The 22,619-nt window shown below is 65.2% G+C and carries 19 protein-coding genes and 1 pseudogene; 11 read left to right on the top strand and 9 right to left on the bottom strand.

Translation table 11 applies throughout. The annotated features are described in order from the left end of the window. Nucleotides 1–11: 11 nt before the first annotated feature. Complete coding sequence (locus SMD14_RS18085; protein ID WP_157240725.1) at nt 12–623, top strand: NADPH-dependent FMN reductase; 612 nt, start codon at nt 12–14, stop codon at nt 621–623. A 71-nt stretch (nt 624–694) separates the two neighbouring features. Here SMD14_RS18085 and SMD14_RS18080 read toward each other — a convergent pair whose 3' ends face one another. Next, nucleotides 695–1,171 (bottom strand): sensor histidine kinase, encoded by a 477-nt coding sequence (locus tag SMD14_RS18080; protein ID WP_157240727.1) that lies wholly within the window; start codon nt 1,169–1,171, stop codon nt 695–697. 214 nt (nt 1,172–1,385) lie between these two features. On the opposite strand from SMD14_RS18080, the gene SMD14_RS18075 reads away from it, so the two are divergent. After that, entirely contained in the window at nt 1,386–2,141 is a 756-nt protein-coding gene (locus SMD14_RS18075) for a ZIP family zinc transporter (RefSeq protein ID WP_321216302.1), read from the top strand. A gap of 46 nt (nt 2,142–2,187) precedes the next feature. Here the strand turns inward: SMD14_RS18075 and SMD14_RS18070 are convergent, their stop codons facing one another. Both SMD14_RS18070 and SMD14_RS18065 read right to left on the bottom strand, forming a co-directional pair. After that, a complete protein-coding gene (locus tag SMD14_RS18070) occupies nt 2,188–2,907 on the bottom strand; it encodes an ABC transporter ATP-binding protein (RefSeq protein ID WP_231754852.1) in 720 nt (239 codons plus the stop codon). 12 nt (nt 2,908–2,919) lie between these two features. After that, nucleotides 2,920–4,026 carry an FtsX-like permease family protein gene (locus SMD14_RS18065; protein WP_321214563.1) on the bottom strand — a complete coding sequence of 369 codons (1,107 nt, stop codon included), beginning with the start codon at nt 4,024–4,026 and terminating at the stop codon, nt 2,920–2,922. Between the two features lie 183 nt (nt 4,027–4,209). Between SMD14_RS18065 and SMD14_RS18060 the strand changes: the two are divergent. The 6 genes and pseudogenes from SMD14_RS18060 to SMD14_RS18035 all read left to right on the top strand — a co-directional run bounded on the left by SMD14_RS18060 (nt 4,210) and on the right by SMD14_RS18035 (nt 10,748). Beyond that, nucleotides 4,210–5,554 (top strand): annotated as a pseudogene (locus SMD14_RS18060) (sensor histidine kinase). Beyond that, on the top strand, nt 5,547–6,206 hold the full coding sequence (locus SMD14_RS18055; RefSeq protein WP_157240733.1) for a response regulator transcription factor: 660 nt from the start codon (nt 5,547–5,549) through the stop codon (nt 6,204–6,206). The pseudogene SMD14_RS18060 and the gene SMD14_RS18055 overlap by 8 nt, the downstream one beginning before the upstream one ends. 160 nt (nt 6,207–6,366) lie before the next feature. Beyond that, the gene (locus SMD14_RS18050) at nt 6,367–7,185 is read left to right on the top strand and encodes a pyruvate, water dikinase regulatory protein (protein ID WP_321214562.1); all 819 of its coding nucleotides are present in this window, start codon (nt 6,367–6,369) and stop codon (nt 7,183–7,185) included. Between the two features lie 149 nt (nt 7,186–7,334). Further along, nucleotides 7,335–9,728 carry a phosphoenolpyruvate synthase gene (gene ppsA / locus SMD14_RS18045; RefSeq protein WP_157240737.1) on the top strand — a complete coding sequence of 798 codons (2,394 nt, stop codon included), beginning with the start codon at nt 7,335–7,337 and terminating at the stop codon, nt 9,726–9,728. Between the two features lie 95 nt (nt 9,729–9,823). Further along, nucleotides 9,824–10,273: an SRPBCC family protein gene (locus SMD14_RS18040; protein ID WP_321214561.1), complete on the top strand. Its 450-nt coding sequence runs from the start codon at nt 9,824–9,826 to the stop codon at nt 10,271–10,273. Nucleotides 10,274–10,283: 10 nt separating this feature from the next. After that, complete coding sequence (locus tag SMD14_RS18035; protein WP_157240741.1) at nt 10,284–10,748, top strand: pyridoxamine 5'-phosphate oxidase family protein; 465 nt, start codon at nt 10,284–10,286, stop codon at nt 10,746–10,748. 214 nt (nt 10,749–10,962) lie between these two features. Here the strand turns inward: SMD14_RS18035 and SMD14_RS18030 are convergent, their stop codons facing one another. Continuing rightward, entirely contained in the window at nt 10,963–12,219 is a 1,257-nt protein-coding gene (locus SMD14_RS18030) for an SLC13 family permease (protein WP_231755048.1), read from the bottom strand. 403 nt (nt 12,220–12,622) lie between these two features. Continuing rightward, entirely contained in the window at nt 12,623–13,666 is a 1,044-nt protein-coding gene (locus SMD14_RS18025) for a LacI family DNA-binding transcriptional regulator (protein ID WP_321214559.1), read from the bottom strand. A gap of 165 nt (nt 13,667–13,831) precedes the next feature. On the opposite strand from SMD14_RS18025, the gene SMD14_RS18020 reads away from it, so the two are divergent. Together SMD14_RS18020 and SMD14_RS18015 are read left to right on the top strand one after the other, a co-directional pair. After that, a complete protein-coding gene (locus SMD14_RS18020; RefSeq protein ID WP_321214558.1) occupies nt 13,832–14,767 on the top strand; it encodes a dihydrodipicolinate synthase family protein in 936 nt (311 codons plus the stop codon). Between the two features lie 124 nt (nt 14,768–14,891). Continuing rightward, on the top strand, nt 14,892–16,190 hold the full coding sequence (locus SMD14_RS18015; RefSeq protein WP_321214557.1) for an Nramp family divalent metal transporter: 1,299 nt from the start codon (nt 14,892–14,894) through the stop codon (nt 16,188–16,190). A gap of 465 nt (nt 16,191–16,655) precedes the next feature. Here SMD14_RS18015 and SMD14_RS18010 read toward each other — a convergent pair whose 3' ends face one another. The 4 genes from SMD14_RS18010 to SMD14_RS17995 all read right to left on the bottom strand — a co-directional run bounded on the left by SMD14_RS18010 (nt 16,656) and on the right by SMD14_RS17995 (nt 21,426). After that, nucleotides 16,656–17,036 (bottom strand): universal stress protein, encoded by a 381-nt coding sequence (locus tag SMD14_RS18010; RefSeq protein WP_157240749.1) that lies wholly within the window; start codon nt 17,034–17,036, stop codon nt 16,656–16,658. Nucleotides 17,037–17,071: 35 nt separating this feature from the next. Continuing rightward, on the bottom strand, nt 17,072–19,042 hold the full coding sequence (locus SMD14_RS18005) for a tripartite tricarboxylate transporter permease (protein ID WP_321214556.1): 1,971 nt from the start codon (nt 19,040–19,042) through the stop codon (nt 17,072–17,074). An 8-nt stretch (nt 19,043–19,050) separates the two neighbouring features. Then, the gene (locus SMD14_RS18000; protein ID WP_321214555.1) at nt 19,051–20,262 is read right to left on the bottom strand and encodes a hypothetical protein; all 1,212 of its coding nucleotides are present in this window, start codon (nt 20,260–20,262) and stop codon (nt 19,051–19,053) included. An 84-nt stretch (nt 20,263–20,346) separates the two neighbouring features. Next, nucleotides 20,347–21,426 (bottom strand): PrpF domain-containing protein, encoded by a 1,080-nt coding sequence (locus SMD14_RS17995; RefSeq protein ID WP_157240755.1) that lies wholly within the window; start codon nt 21,424–21,426, stop codon nt 20,347–20,349. Nucleotides 21,427–21,704: 278 nt separating this feature from the next. On the opposite strand from SMD14_RS17995, the gene SMD14_RS17990 reads away from it, so the two are divergent. Further along, nucleotides 21,705–22,619, top strand: coding sequence for a LysR family transcriptional regulator (locus SMD14_RS17990; protein ID WP_157240757.1), 915 nt, complete (start codon nt 21,705–21,707; stop codon nt 22,617–22,619).

Here is a 22,619-nt window from a genome sequence, read left to right as displayed (position 1 = left end):
AAGGAACACTCATGGCACCGTTCAAAATCGGATATTTCGTGGGGAGCCTCGCCACCGGCTCCATCAACCGGGTCCTCTCCCAGGCTTTGATCAAACTGGCTCCGGAGGAGCTGGAGTTCACCGAGATTCCCATCAGGGACCTACCCCTGTACAGCTACGACTACGACGCCGACTTTCCGCCCGAAGGCCGCGCCCTCAAGGAGGCCATCGAAGCCTCGGACGGAATCCTTTTTGTGTCCCCCGAATACAACCGTTCCATCCCCGGGGCCCTCAAGAACGCCATCGACTGGGGCTCCCGGCCCTGGGGGACCAACTCATTCGCCCGCAAGCCCACCGGCATCATCGGAGCATCCGTGGGCAGCATCGGCACTGCGGTGATGCAGTCCTCGTTCCGCAGCGTCCTCAGCTTCCTGGACGCCCCGCAGCTGAACGCCCCGGAAGCCTACATCCACTACAGCGCTGCCGTGTTCGGTGAGGGCGGCGAGGTCAAGGATGAGGGGACCGCCAAGTTCCTGCGCCACTACATGGAGGAGTACAGCGCCTTCGTTGCCCGCGTCCTGGCCGCGAACGCGCCCGGCCACATCGGCGACCTTGAACTGGATGAGGAGAAGCTCACCAGGTAGGCGGCCCCGAGCCAGTGACGCGCCAATGATTACGGATGCCCGCTGTCCCAGTACGGCGGGCATCCGAGTCTTTAATCGAGCGGCAGCGTCACCGTGACGCTGGTGCCGTGCCCCGGACTGGAGCGGATATCCAACGAGCCGCCCGCTTCGTGCACGGCCACCGCCATGAGCCGCAGTCCGTAGCCGTGGTGCCGCCCGCAGGTGGCGAGCTCGCTGTCAAAGCCCGTGCCGTCGTCGGACACCACCAGGCGGATCCCGTGGTCCACGGCGGCGAGCTGGACGGTCAGGCGGGACGCGTCCGAGTATTTATAGGCGTTGCTCAGGGCCTCGCGGGCCGACTGGTAGAGGAGGGACGCGCAGTCCGCCGGAATCTCGATGCCCCAGTGCGGAGTATCCCAGCGGACCGCGGTCCCGTGCTGGCGGAGGGGGCCGGTGAGCCGGTCAATGCAGCCGGCAAGCCCCAGTGTGCGGAAGTCCACCGGATGCTGATCCGTGAGGACGCCTCCTACGGCAATGACGTCGCCGTCAAAAGCTGTTTGGTCTCCCATGGCTTCCTGCTCTCCCCACAAGCTGGTTGATGCTATGGCTCCAGCGTGGACCCCAAACGTCAACGGCCAGCAAGGTTTAACTCAAGATCCCATCAATTCTTGGTGCCGCGGCCGGTTCCACTACTCTGGCTGTCTCAGCAAGCACGGCTTCCGGACCCGGAACCGGCTTCACTGGGTCGGACGGCTCCCGCGGGGGGAGCGGGAAGTGGTGCACATGCTGCTGTGGTTGCAGGCTTTGTTATGGGGCACGGCCGCCGGAGGGGCGCTGGTCCTGGGGGCGGCGTTGTCCTGGCGCTGGAACCTGCCGGCCAAGCTGGTCTCCTCCGTCATGTCCTTCGGGGCAGGCGTGCTCATATCGGCCCTGGCCTTCGAACTGGTGGACGAGGCCGTGCAGGGTGGCGGGCTGTGGCCCACGGTGGCCGGCTTCCTGGCAGGCTCCGTGGTGTATGTCGCAGCCAACATGACGCTGTCCCGGGCCGGAGCCAAGCATCGGAAACGCTCCGGGAACCAGCAGCCGTCCGAGGCGGAAAATCCCGGCAGCGGCACCGCCATTGCCTTCGGTGCCCTCCTGGACGGCGTCCCGGAATCCGTGGTCCTGGGCGTGGGCATGCTGGCAGGCGGAGCCGTCAGCCCGGCCATGATGGCCGCCGTCTTCATCTCCAACGTCCCCGAGGGCCTCTCCGGAAGTGCCGGCATGAAGAAGGCCGGCCGCAGTGCCCGCTATGTCTTCGGACTGTGGGGCGGCATCGCCGTGCTGTGCGGGGTGGCCTCGCTTATTGGCTACGTCGCGCTGGAAAACGCTCCCGGCGCAGTGGTGGCGTTCATCACCGCGGTGGCCGCCGGCGGCATCCTGGCCATGCTGGCGGACACCATGATCCCGGAGGCCTTCGAGGAGCACCACAACCTCACCGGATTAACAGCCTCCCTGGGGTTCCTCGCCGCCTTCACGATCCACCACCTCGGTGAATAGGGCGACGGCGGGACGCGGCTGCCGGGGTTCGCGCCCCTGCATGTTTTCAGGCGCCCGTCAGGACCGGGGCCGTGAGGACGCCGTCCCGCATGGTGGCCACAACGTCGGTCAGCGGCACGAATTCGGTGTCGTGGGTGACCATCACCGTGGCCACGTTGAATTCCGAGGTGACCTCGCGCAGGAGTCGGATGATCGATGTGCTGCGTTCGTGGTCCAGGGCTGCCGTCGGCTCGTCCACCAGCAGGACTTTCGGGTTCCCCATCAGTGCCCGGGCGATGTTCACCCGCTGGCGCTGGCCGCCGGAAAGCTGGTGCGGCAGTTTGCCGGCGCTCGCGGACAGTCCGACCACGTCCAGGAGTTCGGCGGCTTTCCTGCCGGCCGCTTTGGCGGGCTTTCCCCGCAAATGGTCGCTGATGATGAGCTGTTCGGCGGCCGTCAGGGAGGGGAGCAGGTTGGGCTGCTGGAAGATGATGCCCACCTTGCCGCGCCGCAGGGCGGTAAGGTCCCTGTCCCTGAGCCCGGCGGTATCGGTGCCGTCGATGGTCACCTGTCCCCGGGTGGGCCGGACCAGGGTGGCGGCGGTGGCCAGCAGGCTTGATTTGCCGGACCCCGACGGCCCCACCAGGGAGACCAGCTGCCCCGCCTGCACGGTGAGGCTGACCCGGTCCAGGGCCGTTGTTGTTCCGCCCCCGTCCGGGTATTCGAGGGTGACGTCGGCCAGGCTCAGGGGAGCGGGCCCGGAGGCAGGAAACTGCATGGTGTTCATGGTTTGTCCTTTCTAGTTCCCGCCGAGGGCGAGGAGGGGATCGATTGTGGTGACGCGCCGCACCGCGAGGGCCGCGCCGGCGAGTCCCAGGGCAATAATTCCGACGACGGGCACCAGCGTGGTGGCTGCCGTGAGCAGGAACGGGGCAGCCTGGGCGGCAAGGAGCCCGGCGGCAACACCCAGGATCCCGCCGGCGCCCGCCCCCGCCACCAGGACAAGTGCGGCCTGGGTGATGGCGTCCCGAAGGATGTAGGAGCCGGGGGCGCCCATGGCCTTCAGGACGGCAATGTCCCGGGTCCGCTGGATGGTCCATACCGTCAGGAACGCCACGATCACCAGGGACGAGATGCCGTACAGGAAAGCCTGCATCAGGGTCAGGGAGCCGTTCTCGCTCTTGAACGAGCCCAGCGCCTGAAACGAGCCGGTCCGTGAGGCGCTCACTGTGTTGGCCGCGGCGTTGGCTGCGGCTTCATCGGGGGCGGCACCGTCCGCATGGGTGACGGCGACGACGGTGGCCAGCTGCCCGCCGTCGGACACGTGTGCCAGCGCGGTCCACGCTGGAAGCGCCGTCCACACAACACTCGTGTGGGCGTACCACTGGTCCTCGACGACGGCGCTGACGGAAAGTTCCACGCCGCCGATGTCCAGCGCGTCGCCCTGCCTGAGGGACAGCGCCTCCGCCACCGAAGCGCCCACCACCGCAGTGCCGGCTGACACGTCGGACGGCGCCAGCCCGCTTCCGGGAGCGACACCAAAGACGGCCACATTGGCCGTGCCCGAGCCGGCGGCAGCACCCTGGGCGCGGGTTTGGGTGATGCCCAGCGGTTCGGCCGAGCCAACACCCGGCTGGTGCTTCCAGGTGTCCACCTGGGCGGCGGTGACTGAGCTGTCAGTGTAGGAGGCCGTGGGAACACTGGAACCGGGTGCGCCGAACACCACCGTGTCCACCGGCGAACCGGCAGCAGCACCCAGCTTGCCAATCGCGGAAGTGGACTGCTCGGCCAGCCCGGCAGTCAGGCCGGACAGCATGACCAGCAGCAGGGTGATCAGGGCCACCACGCCGCCCATCATGGCGAACCGGCCCTTGGCGAAACGGATGTCGCGGAGTGCGAGGAACACGTTGTTCTTCTCTCGGTAGGGAGTTGCAGGGAGGGATCTGTGGAAGGAGGTCCCAATCCACTGTTCCGCGCGGCGGCGCCCGGGCAATCGTGCAGCCAGTTGAGCCGCGGAGGAGGAATGGTGGACCCGGGCGTCAACCTTTTGATTGACGCGTCGCCGGCCAGCCCGGCATAAGCTGGTGAAATGCCCGCCGCGCCGCCACTGCCCCCTTTCAGCGCACCCGGGGAGGGTGTGTCGCGGGATCCGCTGAGCGCCGTCGAATCGGCGTCATCCGAAGCGATCCTGCGGGTGCTGAGGGTGGCGCTGCACACCGGGTTCGCAACCTTGCTGGTGGTGGGCGTGGTCCGGCTGCTTGCACCGGGATCCGCGGGATCCTTCCCGCTTCTGTGGGCCGGAGTTGCCCTTCTCCTGGCCGGCGTTTACCTCACCGGGACTGTCCTGGAACACCGCTTTGCCGCAGGCCGGACCACCTTCGACCCCCGGCGTCACGGCATCCAGTGGCTGGCCGCGGTGACGGCACTGTGGGCCCTCCTGCTGATGGGAAGCGCCGAGTTCGCCTGGCTGGCTTTCCCGCTGTTTTTCCTGCACGTCCACCTGCTGCCCCGGCCCGCCGCGCTGCTGACCATTGCGCTGATGACAGCGGCGGTCATTGCCTCCCAGTGGTCCGCCAGCGGTGAGCCGGTTCCGCACGTGGCAGCCGTCGTCGGGCCGCTGTTTGGCGCCGTCTTCGCCGTCATCACCGGCCTTGCCTACGTCGCCCTCTACCGTGAGGCCGAGAACCAGCGGCGGGCCGCGGACGAGCTGCGCCGGACCCGGCAGGAACTGGCAGCATCCCAGCACGAGGCCGGGGTGCTGGCGGAGCGGGAGCGGCTGGCCCGGGAGATCCATGACACGCTGGCGCAGGGCCTTTCCAGCATCGTCCTGCTTGCCCGCGCGGCGGAGAAGTCGCTGGCTGACGGGGACCGGGGCACTGCCGCATCCCGGGTGGCCCTCATGCAGCAGACGGCTGCCGACAACCTGGCCGAAGCGCGCAGCTTTGTCCGCGGCCTGTCCTCGCCGCAAACTGCACGAAACAACACTGGTGGAGGCCCTGCGCCGGCTGTGCGAGAACACTGAATCGGGTGCCGCCGCCCGCGGGATGCCTCTCCGCTGCCGGCTGGAAGTGGACGGCGACCCCGTCGAACTGCCGCAGCCGTACCGGGTCACCCTGCTCCGTGCCGCACAGGCCAGCCTCGCCAACGTCCGCGACCACGCCCGCGCCAGCACCGCCGTCGTCACCCTCACCTTCCTGGGCACTGAGGTGACCATGGACATTTACGACGACGGCATCGGCTTTGACCCGTCCCTTGCTGTCCGTGCAGCGCACGACGGCGGTGCGGACGGCAGCGGCTTCGGCCTGCGCTCGCTGCAGCAACGGGTTAATTCACTCCACGGGTCGCTGGAACTGGAGGCGGTGCCGGGGGAAGGGGCGGTGGTGGCCATCCGGCTGCCGCTCGATGACACCTCCCTGGGAGGCGCCGATGAGTAGCGTGCGGGTCCTGCTGGTCGATGACCATCCGGTGGTCCGGGCCGGCCTGAGGGCCATGCTCACAGAGTTTGAGGGCATCTCCGTCGCTGCGGAAGCGGCCGACGGCACGGCTGCGCTGAAGGAACTGGCGCGGCTCACGGTCCTGGGCGAAGGAGTGGACCTTGTCCTCATGGACCTGCAGATGGGGGCCGGCATGGACGGGGTAGCGGCCACCGCCGAAATCCGGAGGCTGGCGGTGCCGCCGCCCGTCCTGATCCTCACCACCTACGACACGGACGCGGACATCCTGGCCGCCGTGGAGGCAGGGGCCAGCGGTTACATGCTCAAGGACGCGCCGCCGGAACAGATCCGGCAGGCCGTGTTCGCGGCCGCAGCGGGGGAAACCGTCCTTGCACCGCGGGCGGCGGCCCTGCTCATGAAGCGGATCACCAACCCGGCCACCTCCCTCACCCCGCGAGAAGTCCAGCTGCTGGAGCTGTTGGCCACCGGGCTTTCCAACCGCGCCATTGCCAAACAGGTGTTCATTTCGGAGGCGACGGTCAAGACGCACCTGGTCCACATCTACGGGAAACTCGGCGTGGACAACCGGACGGCGGCCATCGCGGCTGCCACCCGGCGCCGGATCATCCGCCCGCCGGGGCAGGGCACGTAACCGCCCGCGGAGCCGAGGGGGGCCACCGCCGCCGTAAACTCGATGTCATCACCGCCCGGACCCGTTCCCCGCCGTCGCTGAACGAAAGGCATCCCATGACGTTCTACCGCCATGACCCGCGGCTCATACTTCCCGCCGCCGTGGAAGTCCGAAAAGCACCATGAGCAGCGGCGATCTCCGTCCCGTCTACTTCCTCTCGGACAGCACCGGCATCACTGCGGAAACGCTCGGCAATACCCTGCTGACGCAGTTTCCCGTGAACAATTTCGACCGCGTAACAATCCCGTTCATCACCAACGCGGGGCAGGCGCGTTCCGTCGTCGAGACCATCGACGGCCTCGCTGCCAAGGGCCTGCAGCCCATTGTCTTTTCCACGGCGGTCAACGGCGAAATACGGCAGATCCTTGGCACCTGCCAGGGCATCGTCGTGGACCTCATCGGGACCCATATTGGAGTCCTGGAACAGGGGCTCGGCACGCCGGCCAGCGGGGAACCGGGCAGGGCGCACGGGCTGGGGAACGCTGCCCGATACCAGTCAAGGATGGCCGCGGTGGAGTACGCCATGGAGCACGACGACGGCCAGAGCCTGCGCGCATTGGAGAAGGCACAGGTCATCCTGGTGGCCCCCTCCCGGTGCGGCAAGACCCCCACCACCATGTACCTGGCCCTGCAGCACGGGATCTTCGCCGCCAACTTTCCCCTGGTGGACGAGGACTTTGAGCGGGAAGGACTGCCGAAACCGCTGAGGCCCTTTGTTTCGAAGTGTTTCGGCCTGACCACGAATCCGCTGCGGCTCAGCCAGGTCCGCACCGAACGGCGGCGCGGCTCCCCCTACGCTTCCCTGCGCCAGTGCGGGTTCGAGCTGCGCAGCGCGGAGCGCCTGTACGAGTCCTACGGGATTCCGTACCTGAATTCGGCCAGCGTGTCCATTGAGGAAATGGCGGCGACCATCCTCCAGAAGATGAACCTCAAGCATTAGGGAAAAGTTTCACAAGTCCAGTGTGGCGCACGTCATGTGGCAGGACTTTTGGAGACCTGACACTGTGGACAGGAACTGTGCGCACCTACGCGCGTCCGCCGTGCGCGGATGCGGGTAGGTGCGCGACCCTCTGCAAAGGAGCAGCAACTATGACAACAGACATCCTGTGGTTCTCCGAACTCGGGCTCAAGGACCTGGACCGGGTGGGCGGCAAGAATGCCTCCCTCGGCGAAATGGTGCAGAACCTGACCTCCGCCGGCGTACAGGTGCCGGACGGTTTCGCCACCACCGCTGACGCCTACCGCCGCTTCCTGGCAGACTCCGGCCTGGACCAGAAGATCGCCGACCGGCTGGTGGGCCTGGATACTGATGATGTGACGGCCTTGGCCGCAGCAGGCCAGGAGATCCGGTCCCTGGTGCGCGGGACGCCTTTCCTCCCGGACTTCGAAGAACAGATCCGGAACTCCTACCAGCAGCTGGTCGAGAAGCACGGCGGCTCCGCGGACCTCTCCTGGGCGGTGCGGTCCAGTGCGACCGCCGAAGATCTGCCCGACGCCTCCTTCGCCGGGCAGCAGGAAACCTTCCTGAACGTCCGCGGCATCGAGAACATCCTGCAGGCCATCAAGGACGTCTTCGCGTCCCTGTACAACGACCGGGCCATCGCCTACCGCGTCCACCACAAGTTCGAGCACGCCGACGTGGCACTTTCGGCCGGCGTCCAGCGGATGGTGCGCTCCGACGTCGGGTCCTCCGGTGTCATGTTCACCATGGACACCGAATCAGGCTTCCAGGACGCCGTTTTTGTCACCTCCTCCTACGGCCTGGGCGAAGCCGTCGTCCAGGGTGCCGTGAACCCGGACGAGTTCTACGTGTACAAGCCGGCCCTGGCGGCCGGCCGCCCCGCCATCCTTAAGCGCGGCCTGGGCGAGAAAGCCCTCCAGATGACGTACACGAACAGCCAGGAAGTGGGCCGCACCATCGACTTCGTGCCGGTGGAGGCTTCCCTGCGCTCGCGCTTCAGCCTCAGCGACGACGACGTCGAGCAGCTCGCCCGGCACGCCGTCGCCATCGAGAAGCACTACGGCCGGCCCATGGACATTGAGTGGGGCAAGGACGGCATTGACGGCGGCCTGTACATCCTGCAGGCACGCCCGGAAACCGTGCAGTCCCGCCGTGCCCCCGGCAGCCAGACCCGCTTCCGCCTCAACGAAACCGGCCCGGTCCTGGCGGAAGGCCGTGCCATTGGCCAGCGCATCGGCGCCGGCAGCGTCCGCATCCTCACCGCACTCGACCAGATGGCGGCATTCCAGACGGGCGACGTCCTCGTCGCGGACATGACCGATCCCGACTGGGAACCGATCATGAAGCGCGCCTCCGCCATCGTCACAAACCGCGGCGGGCGGACCTGCCATGCCGCCATCATCGCCCGCGAGCTGGGGATCCCCGCGGTTGTGGGAACCGGCCACGCAACTGATGCGCTGTCCGACGGCGTCGAGGTCACTGTTTCCTGCGCCGACGGCGAGACCGGGGTCATCTACAAGGGGCTGCTGGACTTCACGGTCGAGGAAACCGGGATCACCCAACTGCCCGAGGCGCCGGTGAAAGTGATGATGAACGTGGGAACGCCGGAACAGGCGTTTACCTTTGCCCAGCTGCCCAACCACGGCGTGGGCCTTGCCCGCCTCGAGTTCATCATCAACCGCCAGATCGGCATCCACCCCAAAGCCTTGCTGAACCTTGAGGACCAGGCGCCGGACGTGGCTGATGAAATCCGGGAACGGATCGCCGCCTATGACAGCCCGCGCGACTACTACATCAAGCGCCTGGCCGAGGGTGTGGCCACCATCGCCGCCGCCTTCGCGCCTGAGCCGGTCATCGTGCGCATGTCCGATTTCAAGTCCAACGAGTATGCCAACCTCATCGGCGGGCCCGCCTACGAACCGCACGAAGAAAACCCGATGCTCGGTTTCCGCGGCGCCTCACGCTACCTCGATCCCTCGTTCCGGGACTGCTTCGACCTCGAGTGCGAGGCGCTGTCCTTCGTCCGCAACGAGATGGGCCTGACCAACGTCAAGCTCATGATCCCCTTCGTGCGGACCCTGGACGAGGCCCGCGGCGTTATCGACCTCCTCGCGGAGAACGGGCTGCGGCGCGGCGAAAATGGCCTCGAGGTCATCATGATGTGCGAACTGCCGTCCAACGCGCTGCTGGCGGACGAGTTCCTGGACTACTTCGACGGTTTCTCCATCGGCTCCAACGACATGACCCAGCTGACCCTGGGCCTTGACCGGGATTCGGCGGTGGTGGCCGGGGGCTTCGATGAGCGCGATCCTGCCGTGAAGAAGCTGTTGGCAATGGCAATTCGGGCCTGCAGGGAGCGCGGCAAGTACGTCGGTATCTGTGGCCAGGGCCCCAGCGACCACCCCGACCTGGCGGAGTGGCTGGTTGACCAGGGCATCGAGTCCGTCTCCCTCAACCCGGACACCGTGGTGGACACCTGGATCAGGCTTGCTGAAAGCAGGCAGCTGGCCCCCCAGGGCTGAGGGACCTTCGGCACTTCCGCTCCTGCCAGGTTGAGTCAAAGCTGTTCGCAGGGCCCGTGCCGCGGGTCCTGCGGACGGCGGCGTTGGAGGGAACGATGAAGCCGATCATCGGAGAAATAGTGATCGCCGCCCCGATCGAGGCAGTCTTCGATTTCGTGGCGGACGAAACCAACGAGCCCCTCTACAACCCACGCATGATGCAGGTGGAGAAGCTCACGCCCGGGCCCGTTGGGCTCGGGACCCGGTACGCCGCCGTCATGAAGGGGCGGCGCCGCTCCCGCGTGACCATCGAATGCACGGGGTTCAACCGTCCCCGTTCGCTGAAATCGCACAGCCGGACTGCCGGCCTGGACATCACCGGCGGACTGACTTTCGCCCCGCAAGGAAACCACTGCAGGCTCCGCTGGGTCTGGAGGCTGGAGCCGCACGGCCCGCTGCGGCTTCTCGGACCCCTGGTGAGGGCCGTGGGCAACCGCCGGGAACAGGCCACCTGGATGGCGCTGAAGGAATACCTGGAGCTGCGCCAGCCTGCCGGGCAAGTCTAGGATCATGGCCATGGGCATGACACAGCCGGGATCGAACACCGAGGTCCTCACTGAAGCGGAGTGCTGGAAGTACCTGCGCTCCTCGTACATCGGCAGGCTGGCGGTCATCAACGGGACCGCCCCCGAGATTTTTCCGGTGAACATCGTGGCGGCAGAGGAGGCACTCTATTTTCGGACTGCCCCTGGCACCAAGTTGCGTTCCTTGCTCGCAGGGGCCGCTGTGGCGCTGGAGACGGACGGGCTGAACGCGTACAGCACCGAGGTGTGGAGCGTGGTGGTCAAAGGCATTCCCGAGCCCGTGGAAGACGGCGTCTTGCCCCTGGAGCTTGCGGACCCGGACCGTGAACCTTGGGAACCAGGCCTCAAGGAGCACCTGGTTCGGATCAACCCCACCGAGGTCACCGGACGCAGGTTCGCTGTCCACACGCGGACGCGGTGGTGGCCGCCGCTGGATTTCTCGTCGGACTGGACGTAGGGCATCAGAGGCAGTTCGATCCAAGGGCACTCTCAGGTTCTGCTCAAGGTTCGATCAATATTCGCGGTGATCTGCCGAATTGGACTTTGGCGGAAGCTATCACCGGATAGATTGCTGTCTGTTTCCACGTTCCCCAACACGGAAGCAAGGGAGCCCCCGCGCTGGAGCTAGACTCGCGCGGGGGTTCCGCCATTCTGCGAGGCGCCCGGACCGCTCACACGATGCCCATCGGTACCAGCAAGGCCCAGGCCAGCAGCGGGCCGGCCAGCACCACCGCGCCGGCGTAGGCCATCAGTTGGCGGTATACGCGCTGCCGGTCATCCTCCCGTGCGTTGGCAACGATCAGCGCACCGTCCGTGGAGAAGGGGGACACATCAACCACTGTGGCGGCGATGGCCAGGGCGGCGACCGTACCGGAGGCGCTCAGGGAACTGGTGGCCAGCAGCGGGCCCGCCAACGGGATGAAGGCAGTCAGCAAAGCTGTTGAGGAGGCAAAGGCCGAGCCAACGCCGATGACATAACAAAGGACGAGGGCAATGACCAGCGGCGCGCCCAATGCCAGGGCATGCCCGGCGAGGGTATCAATCACTCCCACGTGCTGGAGCAGGGAGACATAGGTGATCATGCCCGCCACCAGCAGGACAGTGGACCACGAGATGCCGCCGATGAAGGTCTGGTGTTCCTTGATGTTGATCAGTGCCAGGAGGAGGCCGGCGGAAAGGGCAACAAAACCGATGGGCATGCGGAAGCCCAGCGTGCACACCAGCATCACCACAATCAAGGCCAGAGTGACGATCTGCTGGCCATGCGGGCGCCCGGAAGGTGACGTATCAACATCCGCGTGCTGGCCACCCTTACTGTCGCGAAGCCTGCCTGTAAGGGCGAACAGCACGATGGTCAGGACTGACAGGATGAGGTTGACGGCAAAGCTCGCGGCGAAAAGCGAGCCTTGGGAAATGGGAAAGCCGTTTTCCGCTGCAATCCCGTGCACCAGGACGCCGGCCACGGACAACGGGGAAAAGCCCCCCGCATGGGCGCCATTGATGATGAAGGCGCCCATCAGCACGGGATGGATGCGGGATTCGTAGGCAAAGCCGATGGCGGCCGGGGCCAGCAGGGCGACGGCGGCGGGGGAAAAGGTTCCCAGTGCCGTCAGTGCAGCGGCCATGAGAAAGAACACCCAGGGAAGCAGCAGGGTCCTTCCCCTCACGAGGCGCACGCACGTCTGGACAATGATGTCGATCGTGCCGTTCCGCTGGGCCATGCTGAAGAAGTAGGTGACCCCAATGATGGTCAGGACGATGCTGGCGGGGAACTCCGCCAGGATCTCCCTATCTGTCATTCCAAGCATGAAGTAGCCGACGCCGAAGGACGCCACCAGCCCCATCACCCCGATGTTCAGCGGCCACTTCGTGGCGACGATAAACATCACCACGAGGATGGCGAGTGGGATGATCTGAACAGCTGTCATGGCAGGCTCCGGTTCCGTGGCGGCTGCCGGGCTGAAGATGGTGTTGCCCGGCGGGAGGGCGCCCAGGATTGTGGTTGCGGCCGCCACCAGCAGGATACGGCTGCGGCGGGCGGTGCCCGGGATAAGCCGTCCCGGGTGTCGGCTTTCACCGGGTCTGCGGTTGGCTGCGCAGCCTCATGGTGGCTGTCCTGATGTTGTTACCGGGCTCAGTTCCGCGGCCGTTGTAGGGTCGTGGCTACCCAGGGGAGGCGGGTATGGCTTTGGTTGCTGTGCCTGGTGATCTGGTAACGGCTGCTCCTGCGGCGGCCTGACGGGCGTGCGTCGGTGAAAGATCGCCGTTATTGCCTTGAGCGAATCTCCCGCGCTGAGGCGACAAGGTCCAGATGGCGCCGCTGATGGCGCCCTAGGAGACGTGGGGAACGGGTGGTGCGGAGTGTCGGGGTGGGCCGCTCGATTGGCGGGGTATGAGTGTTGGCATGGATTTCCGGATCCTGGGTTCTTTTCCGGGGTTCACGATGAGGTCTATCGCGTTGCCTGCGATCTGATCCAGGGGCACTCGCACGGAAGAGAGCGGGATTGAGAGGCGGGACGAGAGTGGTATGTCGTTGTAGCCGACCAGGGCAAGGTCGTCTCCCACGGTGATGCCCAGGCGGTGGGCGGCCGCGATGACCCCCATTGCCAGGTTGTCATTGGCAGCGAACACCGCAGTCGGGCGTTGCCCCGTATCGCTGGCCAGCAATGATTCCGCGGCGGCAACCCCGCTTTCGATGCCGTAACCAGCGGCCATCAGCCATTCTTCACGCGCCTTAAGGCCGGCTCCTTCCAAGGCTTTGCGCGCGCCGGCGAGGCGGCCAATCCCGGTGGAGGTGAATGACGGCCCGGTCACAACGGCTATGTCACGGTGCCCGAGATCAATGAGGTGCCTGACCGCCAGGTATCCGCCCACCTCATCGTCGCCGAGGGCCGAGGGGCTAACCCCATCGGTACGCAGCACCAGCGCATGCGCCACGCCCCGTTCACGCAGATGCCGGGGCAGGTCGTCGTCAAGTCTGGCCGTGGCAAGGATCAGCCCGTCGACATTGCGGTCAAGGAGTGTTTCGGCAGCCCTGCGTTCGTCGTCGGGATCATCGCCGCTGGTAGCAACCATGGCAAAGTACCCGCGGTCCGAGGCTGCCCGCTCGAGTTGCTCAAACATGAGGGCCATGACGGTATCACTGAGCCTCGGCACGAGCACTCCGAGGGTCCGGGTCTCACCCCTACGCAGGTTGGACGCAAAAGAGTTGCGACGATAGCCAAGCTCCTCGGCTATTTTCCTGACGTGGGCTGCAGAAGCGGAACGCGACGTCATACGTTCATCCAGGGCGCGGCTGGCAGTGGAGATGCTCACGCCGCTGGCCGCAGCAACGTCCTTAAGCGTGACGATCGTGCCGGGGGCGGCCGGTTCCATGGCGGTTCTCCTCTTCAAAAGGGGCGTACCAGACACTCTATTCCTCCTTTTTGCAAACCTTCTCTTGACAGTGAGGTGGAACACGTTGCAATATTGAAAACGTTCCCGCAAACGTTCTCATCATAGCGGGACTGCCGACCATCAAAGAAGACAGAGGTAGCTCAAATGACCATCGATCTCCGTGGGCTGGTCCCCGCACCCGTAACCCCGTTCAACCGCGACGGCAGCGTCGACGTCGACGCGATCCACCGGCTCGGCGGCTGGCTGGCCAGCATCGAGGGCGTCAAGGGCCTGGTGGTCCTGGGCCACGCGGGGGAAGGAACGTTCCTCACCCAGGACGAGCAGGCGCTCGTCATCCGTGAGTTCAAGAGCGCCGTGAATGGCGAAATCCCGATCATCGCCGGCATTACCGGTGAAGGTAACACCGTCGCTGCCCTGGAAGCCAAGCGTGCCGTTGAAGCCGGCGCCGAGGCCGGCCTCGTCTATCCGTCCCACGGATGGCTCCGCTTCGGCTACCAGAAGGGCGCCCCGCAGACCCGCTACAAGGAAATCTACGAAACCTCCGGCCTGCCACTGATCCTCTTCCAGTACCCGGATGCCACCAAGGCCACCTATGACCTGGAAACCCAGCTCGAGATCGCCGGCCAGGAAGGCGTGTTTGCCACCAAGAACGGCGTCCGCAACATGAAGCGCTGGGACACCGAGATCCCCGTCCTGCGCGCGAACTATCCAGACCTGCAGATCCTCACCTGCCATGATGAATACCTGCTCCACACCATGTTCGACGTCGACGGGGCACTGGTCGGCTACGGCGGACTCGCCCCGGAGCCGCTGGTGGAACTCATCGCCGCCGGTAAGGCCAAGGACTATGCTGCAGCCCGCGCGATCCATGACCGCCTGCTGCCCGTGACTAAGAACGTCTACCACCGAGGCTCCCACATGGAAGGCACCGTCGCCCTCAAGGAGGGCCTCGTCGCCCGCGGCATCCTCGAGCACGCAACCGTCCGCCCGCCGCTGCTTCCCTTGGCCGAAGGCGCAGGCGACGAAATCGCACTGGCCCTCAAATCCGCGAACCTGGGCAGTGTCACCGCGAGCGTCTGATCCACTCGCCCCGGATCCTTCCGGGTGGCGGGCCTGCGGGCCCGCCACCCGTTCCAAGCCTCAAACTCTCCATCCCGGTCGATGACGACCCCCAGCAACGTCGCTGTAAAAGGAGGACTCGCCGATGCGCGAGCAGAATAAGACCATCACCAGCCCCATAACCAGGGAAGAAAAGATGGCAACCAAGCAAGGAAACCCGGCCCAAGGCACCACAAAGAAGCCCCGTACATTCCTGGGCTACCTCGCCCTTATGGGCCCCGCCTTCGTCGTCGGAGCCTGGCAATTCGGCCCCGGCAACCTCACCACCGCCGTCCAGGCAGGCAGCCGCTTCGACTACAGTCTCGTGTGGGTCATCGCCGTCTCCACCATCCTGATGATCTTCTTCACCGACATGAGCGTACGGCTCGGCATCGCAACACCCACGTCCCTGATTACCTCCATCAAAGAACACCTGGGCAAATGGGTTGGAATCCTTGCGGGCTTCGGCGTTTTTGGCATCACGCTGATGTTCTCCGTCGGCAACGCCGTCGGATCCGGCCTCGGCCTGTCCCTGGTCTTCGGCGGGTCCCCGGTCCTCTGGACCATTGTCTGCACCGTTGCCGTCGGCCTCGTCCTGGCCCTCAAAAACGTTTACGGCATCGTCGAAAAGGCCCTGCTGGTCATCGTTGTCCTCATGGGCCTGGCCTTCATCGCCAGCACCGTCGTCGCCCAACCCGACTGGTACCGCTCCATGGAAGGCATGGTCCCGACACTTCCGCCCGGAAGCGAAATCCTCATCGTCGCCCTCGTCGGAACCAACTTCTCCATCAACGCCGCCTTCTACACCTCCTACGGCATCAAGGAACACCGCCGCACCCGCGCCGACTACCGCGACATCACCCTCGTTGACACCATCCCCGGCATCGTCGCACCCGGCATCATGACCGCCCTGGTTATCATGGTCGCCGCAGCCGTCCTGGGAAAGACCGGAGCCGAAGCCGGAACCATCAACGCCCTCGCCTCCGTCTTCGCACCCTTGGCGGGCCCCGTTGGAGCCAAGATCTTCGCCCTCGGCCTCTCCGGAGCCGCTTTCTCATCCATGATCGCCAACGCCACCGCGGGCGGCACCATGCTCTCCGACGGCCTGGGCCGCGGGGCCAAAGCAGGATCACCCACAGCCCGCATCATCACAGGCATCATCCTTGCCTTCGGCCTGATCATCACCCTGACCTTCCAGTCCTCACCGGTGGCCCTGATCGTCATCGCCCAATCCCTCACCGTACTCATCGCCCCCATGCTCGGCGTGCTGATCGTCATCATGGCCAACAGGCGCTCCATCATGGGAGAACTCCGCAACAAATGGTGGCAAAACCTCTTCGGCGCTATCGGCCTCATCGCCATCATCGCCTCCTCCATGCGACTCATCGCCACCCTGCTCGGCTAAAGTAGCCGGCGTAAGCCGCAAACCAGCCCATAAGAAGCGCCCCCTGCACACTGAACTGCTCCCCGGAGTTTGGACTGAGGAATTCAGTTCTGACTTCCGGGGAGCAGTTTCTTGCGTGTAGATAGTTCGTTGTCCGAGGCTCCGCGTGAGGCGGCTGCAGCGTGGTTTGAGAAAGGTCTTGCAGTTAAGGCGACGGCTGACTGTTGGGCGTGTCTATTAGGCGCCGAAACTACAGCGGGAACCGGGGCCTCCGGACGGGATTCCTCGTTGACAACATCATTGAGATTCCTTCGTCCGGCGTATCGGAAAAGATGGCCACATAAGGGGAGGCAGGGCCCGGAGATGGCCCTGCCTCCTGTGCGTGCGCGCCGTCCTCCGCGCCCGTCTCTCGGGCTTCCTGTTGCGATGGAGTGCGTGGACGGCGGCACGCGCGCCGGACGGGGGTCCGGCAGGTCGTGCCTGTACCTACAGCCTGTCGGCCCGCACGGCGAGCACGGGGCAAGTGGCGTCCAGGAGGATCCGCTGAACGGTGCTTCCCAAAATGAGCTTGCCCACCATGGAGCGGTGCCGCAGGCCGATGACTACCATTTCGACGTCGCGGTCCTGCGCAATCTGGATCACTGCATCTCCCGGGTCGGCCAAAACGGAGGATTCGACAGTGAGGGCAAGCCCGGCATCGGACAGCTTGCCTTCCAGTTCCGCAATCTCGTGATCGTCGAGGTCATGGTGTCCCCGGCCCACATTGACAATCAGCAGATCCGACTTTCGCAGGTGCGCTTCCTTGATGCCCTCCGTGAGTGCTTCCCGTCCTTCGGGGGCGGGCGCATAGGCCACGAGTACCGTCATTTGTCTTTCTCCAATGGTTTAGGGGGTAGGGACTGCTAGACAAGGGTGTTGAGCCAGCCTTGCGGCAGGTCGATCGGCAGCAGGGAGGGGAGCGCCAGGAGCACGACATACAGCACCCCTGTATAGATGACCGCGACCTTGAGGCGGGCCCTTGCGACCACCAGCAGGAACGCGGGAATGAAAACCGTCACGGCCACGAGGTATCCGAATACTGCGGTGAGTGCCAGGAAACCGGTCATCCATGCGAAGGTTTTCAATGCGAAGCCTGCATCGAGCGTCCAGCCGGCCCGATCGGCCCTCGTGCGGACCCTTGCCCGAATTTCGGTGAAGAGGAGGATCCCGGAGAAGGCCAGTCCGCCGATGCTCACCAGCTGGGGGACGAGCCTGGCCTCGGGTGAGAAGGACGCCGATGATATGAGGGCTGCGGCAAACGCGACGGCGAAGATGCCGGATGCTGCCAGGGACCAGGTCGAGTTCTTCAGGGGCGCTTCGTCGTCCTCGGGCTGCTCATCCCTGTGCCCGTCGTCGAGGTTGGTCTGGCGGCGGGCGCGGATGAACTTGACGAAGGCCCACATCATCGGAAGGACCAGGATCGCCAGGAAGACCAGGACACCGGGCCGGGCCATCCAGTCGAAGCCTTCGTACAGGCTGTCTGTGAGGAAGTAATAGCGTTCCAGCGGGATTGCCAACACGAAGCCGATGAGGAAGGGCGCCCGCGGGAACCCGGTGGACTTCAGCAGCCAGCCAAAGACGCCCAAAATGATCATCACCCAGAGGTCGCCCAGCTGGCCGCCCTCCTGGAATGAGCCGAGGAGCATAACGGCCACGAGTCCCGCGGCCAGGACGGCGAAGGGGACCTTAGTCAGCTTTGCCAGCTGCTTGACGCTGAGGAAGCAGAAGAGCGCTCCGAGAATGGATGCGATGGCGAAGGACCAGACGATCAGGTACATCAGGTCCAGGTGCTCGGTGATGATCGAAGGACCGGGCTGGATGCCGTATGTGAGGAGCATTCCGAGGAGCATCGCGGAGGGTACGCCGCCGGGGATGCCGAAGAGAAGGGTGGGGATCAGGTCGCCGGCCTCCACGGAGTTGTTGGCGCTTTCGGGGCCGACGATTCCGCGCGGATCGCCCTTGCCGAACTGGCGCTTGTCCTTGGCGGTGGCAACGGCCTGTCCGTAGGCCAGCCAGGTTCCTGCGGTGGCACCGACGCCGGGGAGGACGCCGGCCCAGATGCCGATGAGCGCTCCGCGGATGACCTGGGTCCAGTGGCTGAGCCATTCCCGGATGCCTTGGCCCCAGCCGCCGCCGAGGGTTATTGTTTCCCTTTGTCCGCGCCGCTGGCTTGCACGTGATGCGATTTCGGCCAGGCCGAAGATTCCCAGGGCAACGGCCACGAGCGACAGGCCGTCGCCGAGGAACAGGCTGCCGAACGTGAAGCGTTCCTCGGCCGTGGTGGGTGAGGTTCCCACCATGCCGAGGACCAGGCCAAGGAGTCCGGCGGAGACACCCTTGATGATGTTTCCCCGCGAAAGGACTGCGGCCAGGGCTACGCCCAGGACGGTCAGCATGAACAGTTCCGGGCTGGCGAAGGAGAGCACGAGAGGCCGGGCAAGCGGTATCGCCAGGGTCAGGCCGATTGCGCCGATGATGCCTCCGGCCATTGACGAGAGGAACGCCAGCGTCAGGGCACGGGCTGCCTGTCCTTTCTTGGCCATGGAGTAACCGTCCAGCATGGTCACGCTCGCAGACGCGGATCCGGGTGCGCCGAGCAGCACGGCGGAAACGGTGTCTGAAGTATGGACGACGGCGAGGGCTCCAATCAGGAGGGCCAGCGCCTGGGGCGGTTCCATGCCGAAAGTGATGGGCAGGAGGATTGCGACGGCGCCGGTGCCGCCCAGCCCCGGGATGAGGCCCATGATGAGGCCGGCTACGGTGCCGATCAGGAGCATGATGAGGAGGGAGGGATCAGCGAGGGATGCCAGCGCTGCCATTGCGGAGTCAAGCATGATGGTCCTTATTCAACGTGGATGTTGTATTTGTCCGCGAGCAGCCCTGTGACATAGGACCGGACGGAGTTGCTGACGGAGTAGGCGTCCCGGACGCGGTCTGCCACGCCGGTGTCCGCGACGAGGGGGTAGCCGCCGAGGACTTTGGCGGCCTTTTCCTGGAAGCCTTTGTCGGTCCCGAGCTTTTCGCTGGAACTGCGGAGCAGCTCATAGGCTTTTTCGGGTGTCTCCTGCGGAACCCACAGTCCTTTTTGGTAGGTGTAGGTCAGTCCCAGCAGGGTCTTGTACGCTTCGAACTTCTCGCCCGCGGGTTTCTTTCCGTGGAGCGTTTCGTAGGCCTCGGCGACTGTGGGTACATCAGGGAAATTGGGGTCCCGGACAACGTTGCCTGCTCCGTCCAGCTGGCCAAAGGACATGAGCACAACGGCTTTGCCCTCCTTGGCGATGCCGGCAACGGCTGAGCCGTAGGCCGAGGTGGTCTGGTAGTCCAGGTCGATTTCCCCGCGCTGGAGCGCCAGGTTGACCGGTCCCCGGCCTTCAAAGCCGAAGGTGCTTGTCACGTCCGCTTCGAGCAGGTCGAAGGCAACAAGCGTGGTGATGTCCAGGCCCGTGGCGCTGATGCCGCCGAATTCCAGGGGCGTATCCCGGTTTATCAGGTCCTGAAGACCGGACACCCCGGCCTCGGCGCGGGCATAGATGACCCCGCCGGTGCCGTTGACGACGACGGGCTTGAGGTCTTCGAAGGAATACTTCACGGCCGAGCGGCCCAGGACCCAGGGGACAACGGTCGATGCCGTGCCCACCAGGATTTCCGTGCCGTCTGTCTTTGCCGAGCGGGCAAACCTGTTGGTGCCCAGGATGCCTTCGCCGCCGGCCTCGTTCACGGGCGCAAAACCGGGGCGGCCCGCAACATAGTTGGTTAGTTCGGTGCCGATGAAACGTGCCCAGGTATCGGTTCCGCCGCCTGACGCGAGGGGGATCAGGAACTCCAGGGTTTCGCCGCTGAAGTCCCCGTCCTCGGTGCTGGAGGGCGGGTTCAGCAGGCTTCCGCCGAGGACCGTGGTGGCGGTGCCCAGCAACGCGAAGGCGCCGACGGCTGAAAGGATGGTCCGCCGGGAATGCTTGGGCGGCTCTGGCAGGTCCGCTTCTTCGTACTGCCCGGCAAGTGCCTCTTGCGGAGCGGTTCCGGGTGGTTCCAAGGATGACTTGTTGCTCGTCATTGAGATGATCCTTTTGATCGGGTGCCTATCTCGGCGCAGCGCCTTCCAGGAGCGCGCGAGGGGCAGATTGTTGTGGTTGCGCGCTTACCAGGTCTCTGGCAGCAACAGTTCTGCATCGGCCAAGCGGCGGGCACTTCGGAGGGTGCCCACAACCGGGACACCGTCGCGGGTCTCGGCCCAGGTTTGGACGAGGCCCGCAGGAGTCCGCATGGCGAGCCCGGAAGAAGCGTCGGTGGAGATCAGGTCCCGCACCACGGTGCCTTCATGCTGTGCAGCCATAGTCAGGGCGACGCTTCCGGTGATCGCCAGCGCCGGGTGGAGCTTGCCCATTGACAGCATCCGGACCACCAGGTCGGCTCCCTCATCCGAGGACGGCCGGGCCACCAGCGCGAGCTTCGGAATCGCACGCTCGGCTTCGGCCCTCGTGGCGGCCAGGCCCATTCGAACCGCTGCGTCCCGCCGCACGTCGTCCAGGTGCACGAGGAGTTCAGCCTGGCCATCGATCTCCCCGGCTGTCTCATTCCCGGTGAGTCCCACGGAAGCAGCCTCCAGGATGATCAGCGGCGCACCGGCATCAATCAGGGTGGCAGGGATTTCCCGCCCGTCGAACGTCACCTTCTCCACCGGCTCTCCGGTCGGGAAGAGCTTCCCGGTTGTCCGTCCTGCAGGATCGAAGAAACCCATGCCCACGGACAGCCCCGGGAACGGAACGCCCGGAATCATGAGGGTACCGGTCTCCTGGAGCCTGCCGTCCGGGGTGGAAACCTTCTGCAGGATGAGCTGGTCGGTGTTCGTGTTCAGCGTCCGCACGGATGTCGTTTCCTGGCCGGCATCAACCCAGCCCCGATCGATTGCGTACGGTGCCACCACCGCTGAGCAGTTGCCGCAGTTGCTTCCCCAGTCAACCCTGTGCTCCTCGACGGCCACCTGGGCGAAGGTGTAGTCAACGTCTGCCTCGGCGCTGGCTGAGCGGGAAAGGATCACAGCCTTGCTGGTCGTGGAGGTTCCCCCGCCCACGCCGTCAATCTGGCGGTTGTCCGGGCTGCCGAACAGCCGAAGGAGGACTTCGTCAACGCTCTTTCCGGGGACTTGGAGGTTGTCCCATTCGAACACCCAGCACTTACTGGTTCCGCCCCGCATCCACGCTGCTGGGATTCTAAACATGATTGCTTTCACACCTTCCTGGGCCCTGCTGTGGGCCGTTCCGCCTTTCGGCTAGGACCTAGTGTGATCCGCCCCATCATTGAATTACAAACGCTATTTTTTGCAGGGTCTTGCACTTTTACTTCAATCAAATGGCGGCTGGACGGGCATTTCGAAGGTCATGGCAGCCCTTTCCTTGACTCCGACGGCGTGCGGCCCGTCCCCGTTCGGCTGTGGATGAAGGTGCAGGCTAAAATCCTTAAGGGGATGTAAGCAACACTTCAAAGGAGTCCGTGCCGATGCTCAATGTTCGAAGGCTGGAACTGCTGCTGGACGTGGTGGAGCTCGGATCCATCACGGCAGCGGCCGAGAAGCACGTGTACTCGCCGTCAGGCGTGTCCCAGCAGCTGCGGCGACTGGAATCGGAGATCGGCCAGCCGCTTCTTCAGCGACAGACCCGCGGAATGGTACCGACGGATGCCGGCCACGTCCTGGCGGCGCACACGCGCCGCATCCTCAGGCAGATGGCGGCTGCCGAAGCGGACCTCGCCGAAATCGCCGGGCTGAACAGGGGCAGCCTCACCATGGGAACCTTCCCCACGCTGGGAGGTTCGTTTCTTCCCTTGGTCATCAGCAAGTTCAAACGCCAGTACCCTGCCATTGAGCTGCATGTGCGCAGCAGCCGCTTTGAGGACTTGGTCGAGATGCTGGAGAACGGGCAGGTGGGCATGTCCCTCCTCTGGGACTACGAATGGAGCAGGATCAACGCCGAGGACTTTGCCCTCACCACGGTTTTCGAGGACGCAACCGCCCTCGTTGTGGGAAAGGACCACCGGCTGGCCCGGCGCAAGCAGGTTGACATGGCGGACCTTGCCGATGAGGAGTGGATTGTCCGCGAGGAAGCGCACCCGGTGGTGGAGGTGCTCCAACGAAGCGCCCGTGCCGCGGGTTTCACCCCCCGGATCGCCTTCCACGCCAATGACTACCAGGAAGCCCAGGCGATGGTCAGCGTGGGGCTCGGCATCGCCTTGGCGCCTCGAACCGCCGTCGTCAACAAACACCCGGGGGTCAGCATCGTCTCCCTGGGCACTACCGCACCCTCAAGGCGGGTCCTGCTCGCGCACCGTCACGACAGGGTGCGGGCCGCAGCCGAGATTGCCTTCCAAACCACGCTTCTGGAAGTGGCGAAGGAATCAACGGCCGACTTCCGGTGA

The organism is Pseudarthrobacter oxydans (assembly GCF_034258515.1).
Taxonomy (GTDB): domain Bacteria; phylum Actinomycetota; class Actinomycetes; order Actinomycetales; family Micrococcaceae; genus Arthrobacter.
The sequence above is the reverse complement of the archived record's forward strand: the minus strand, read 5'-3'. Positions and strand labels throughout refer to the sequence as shown.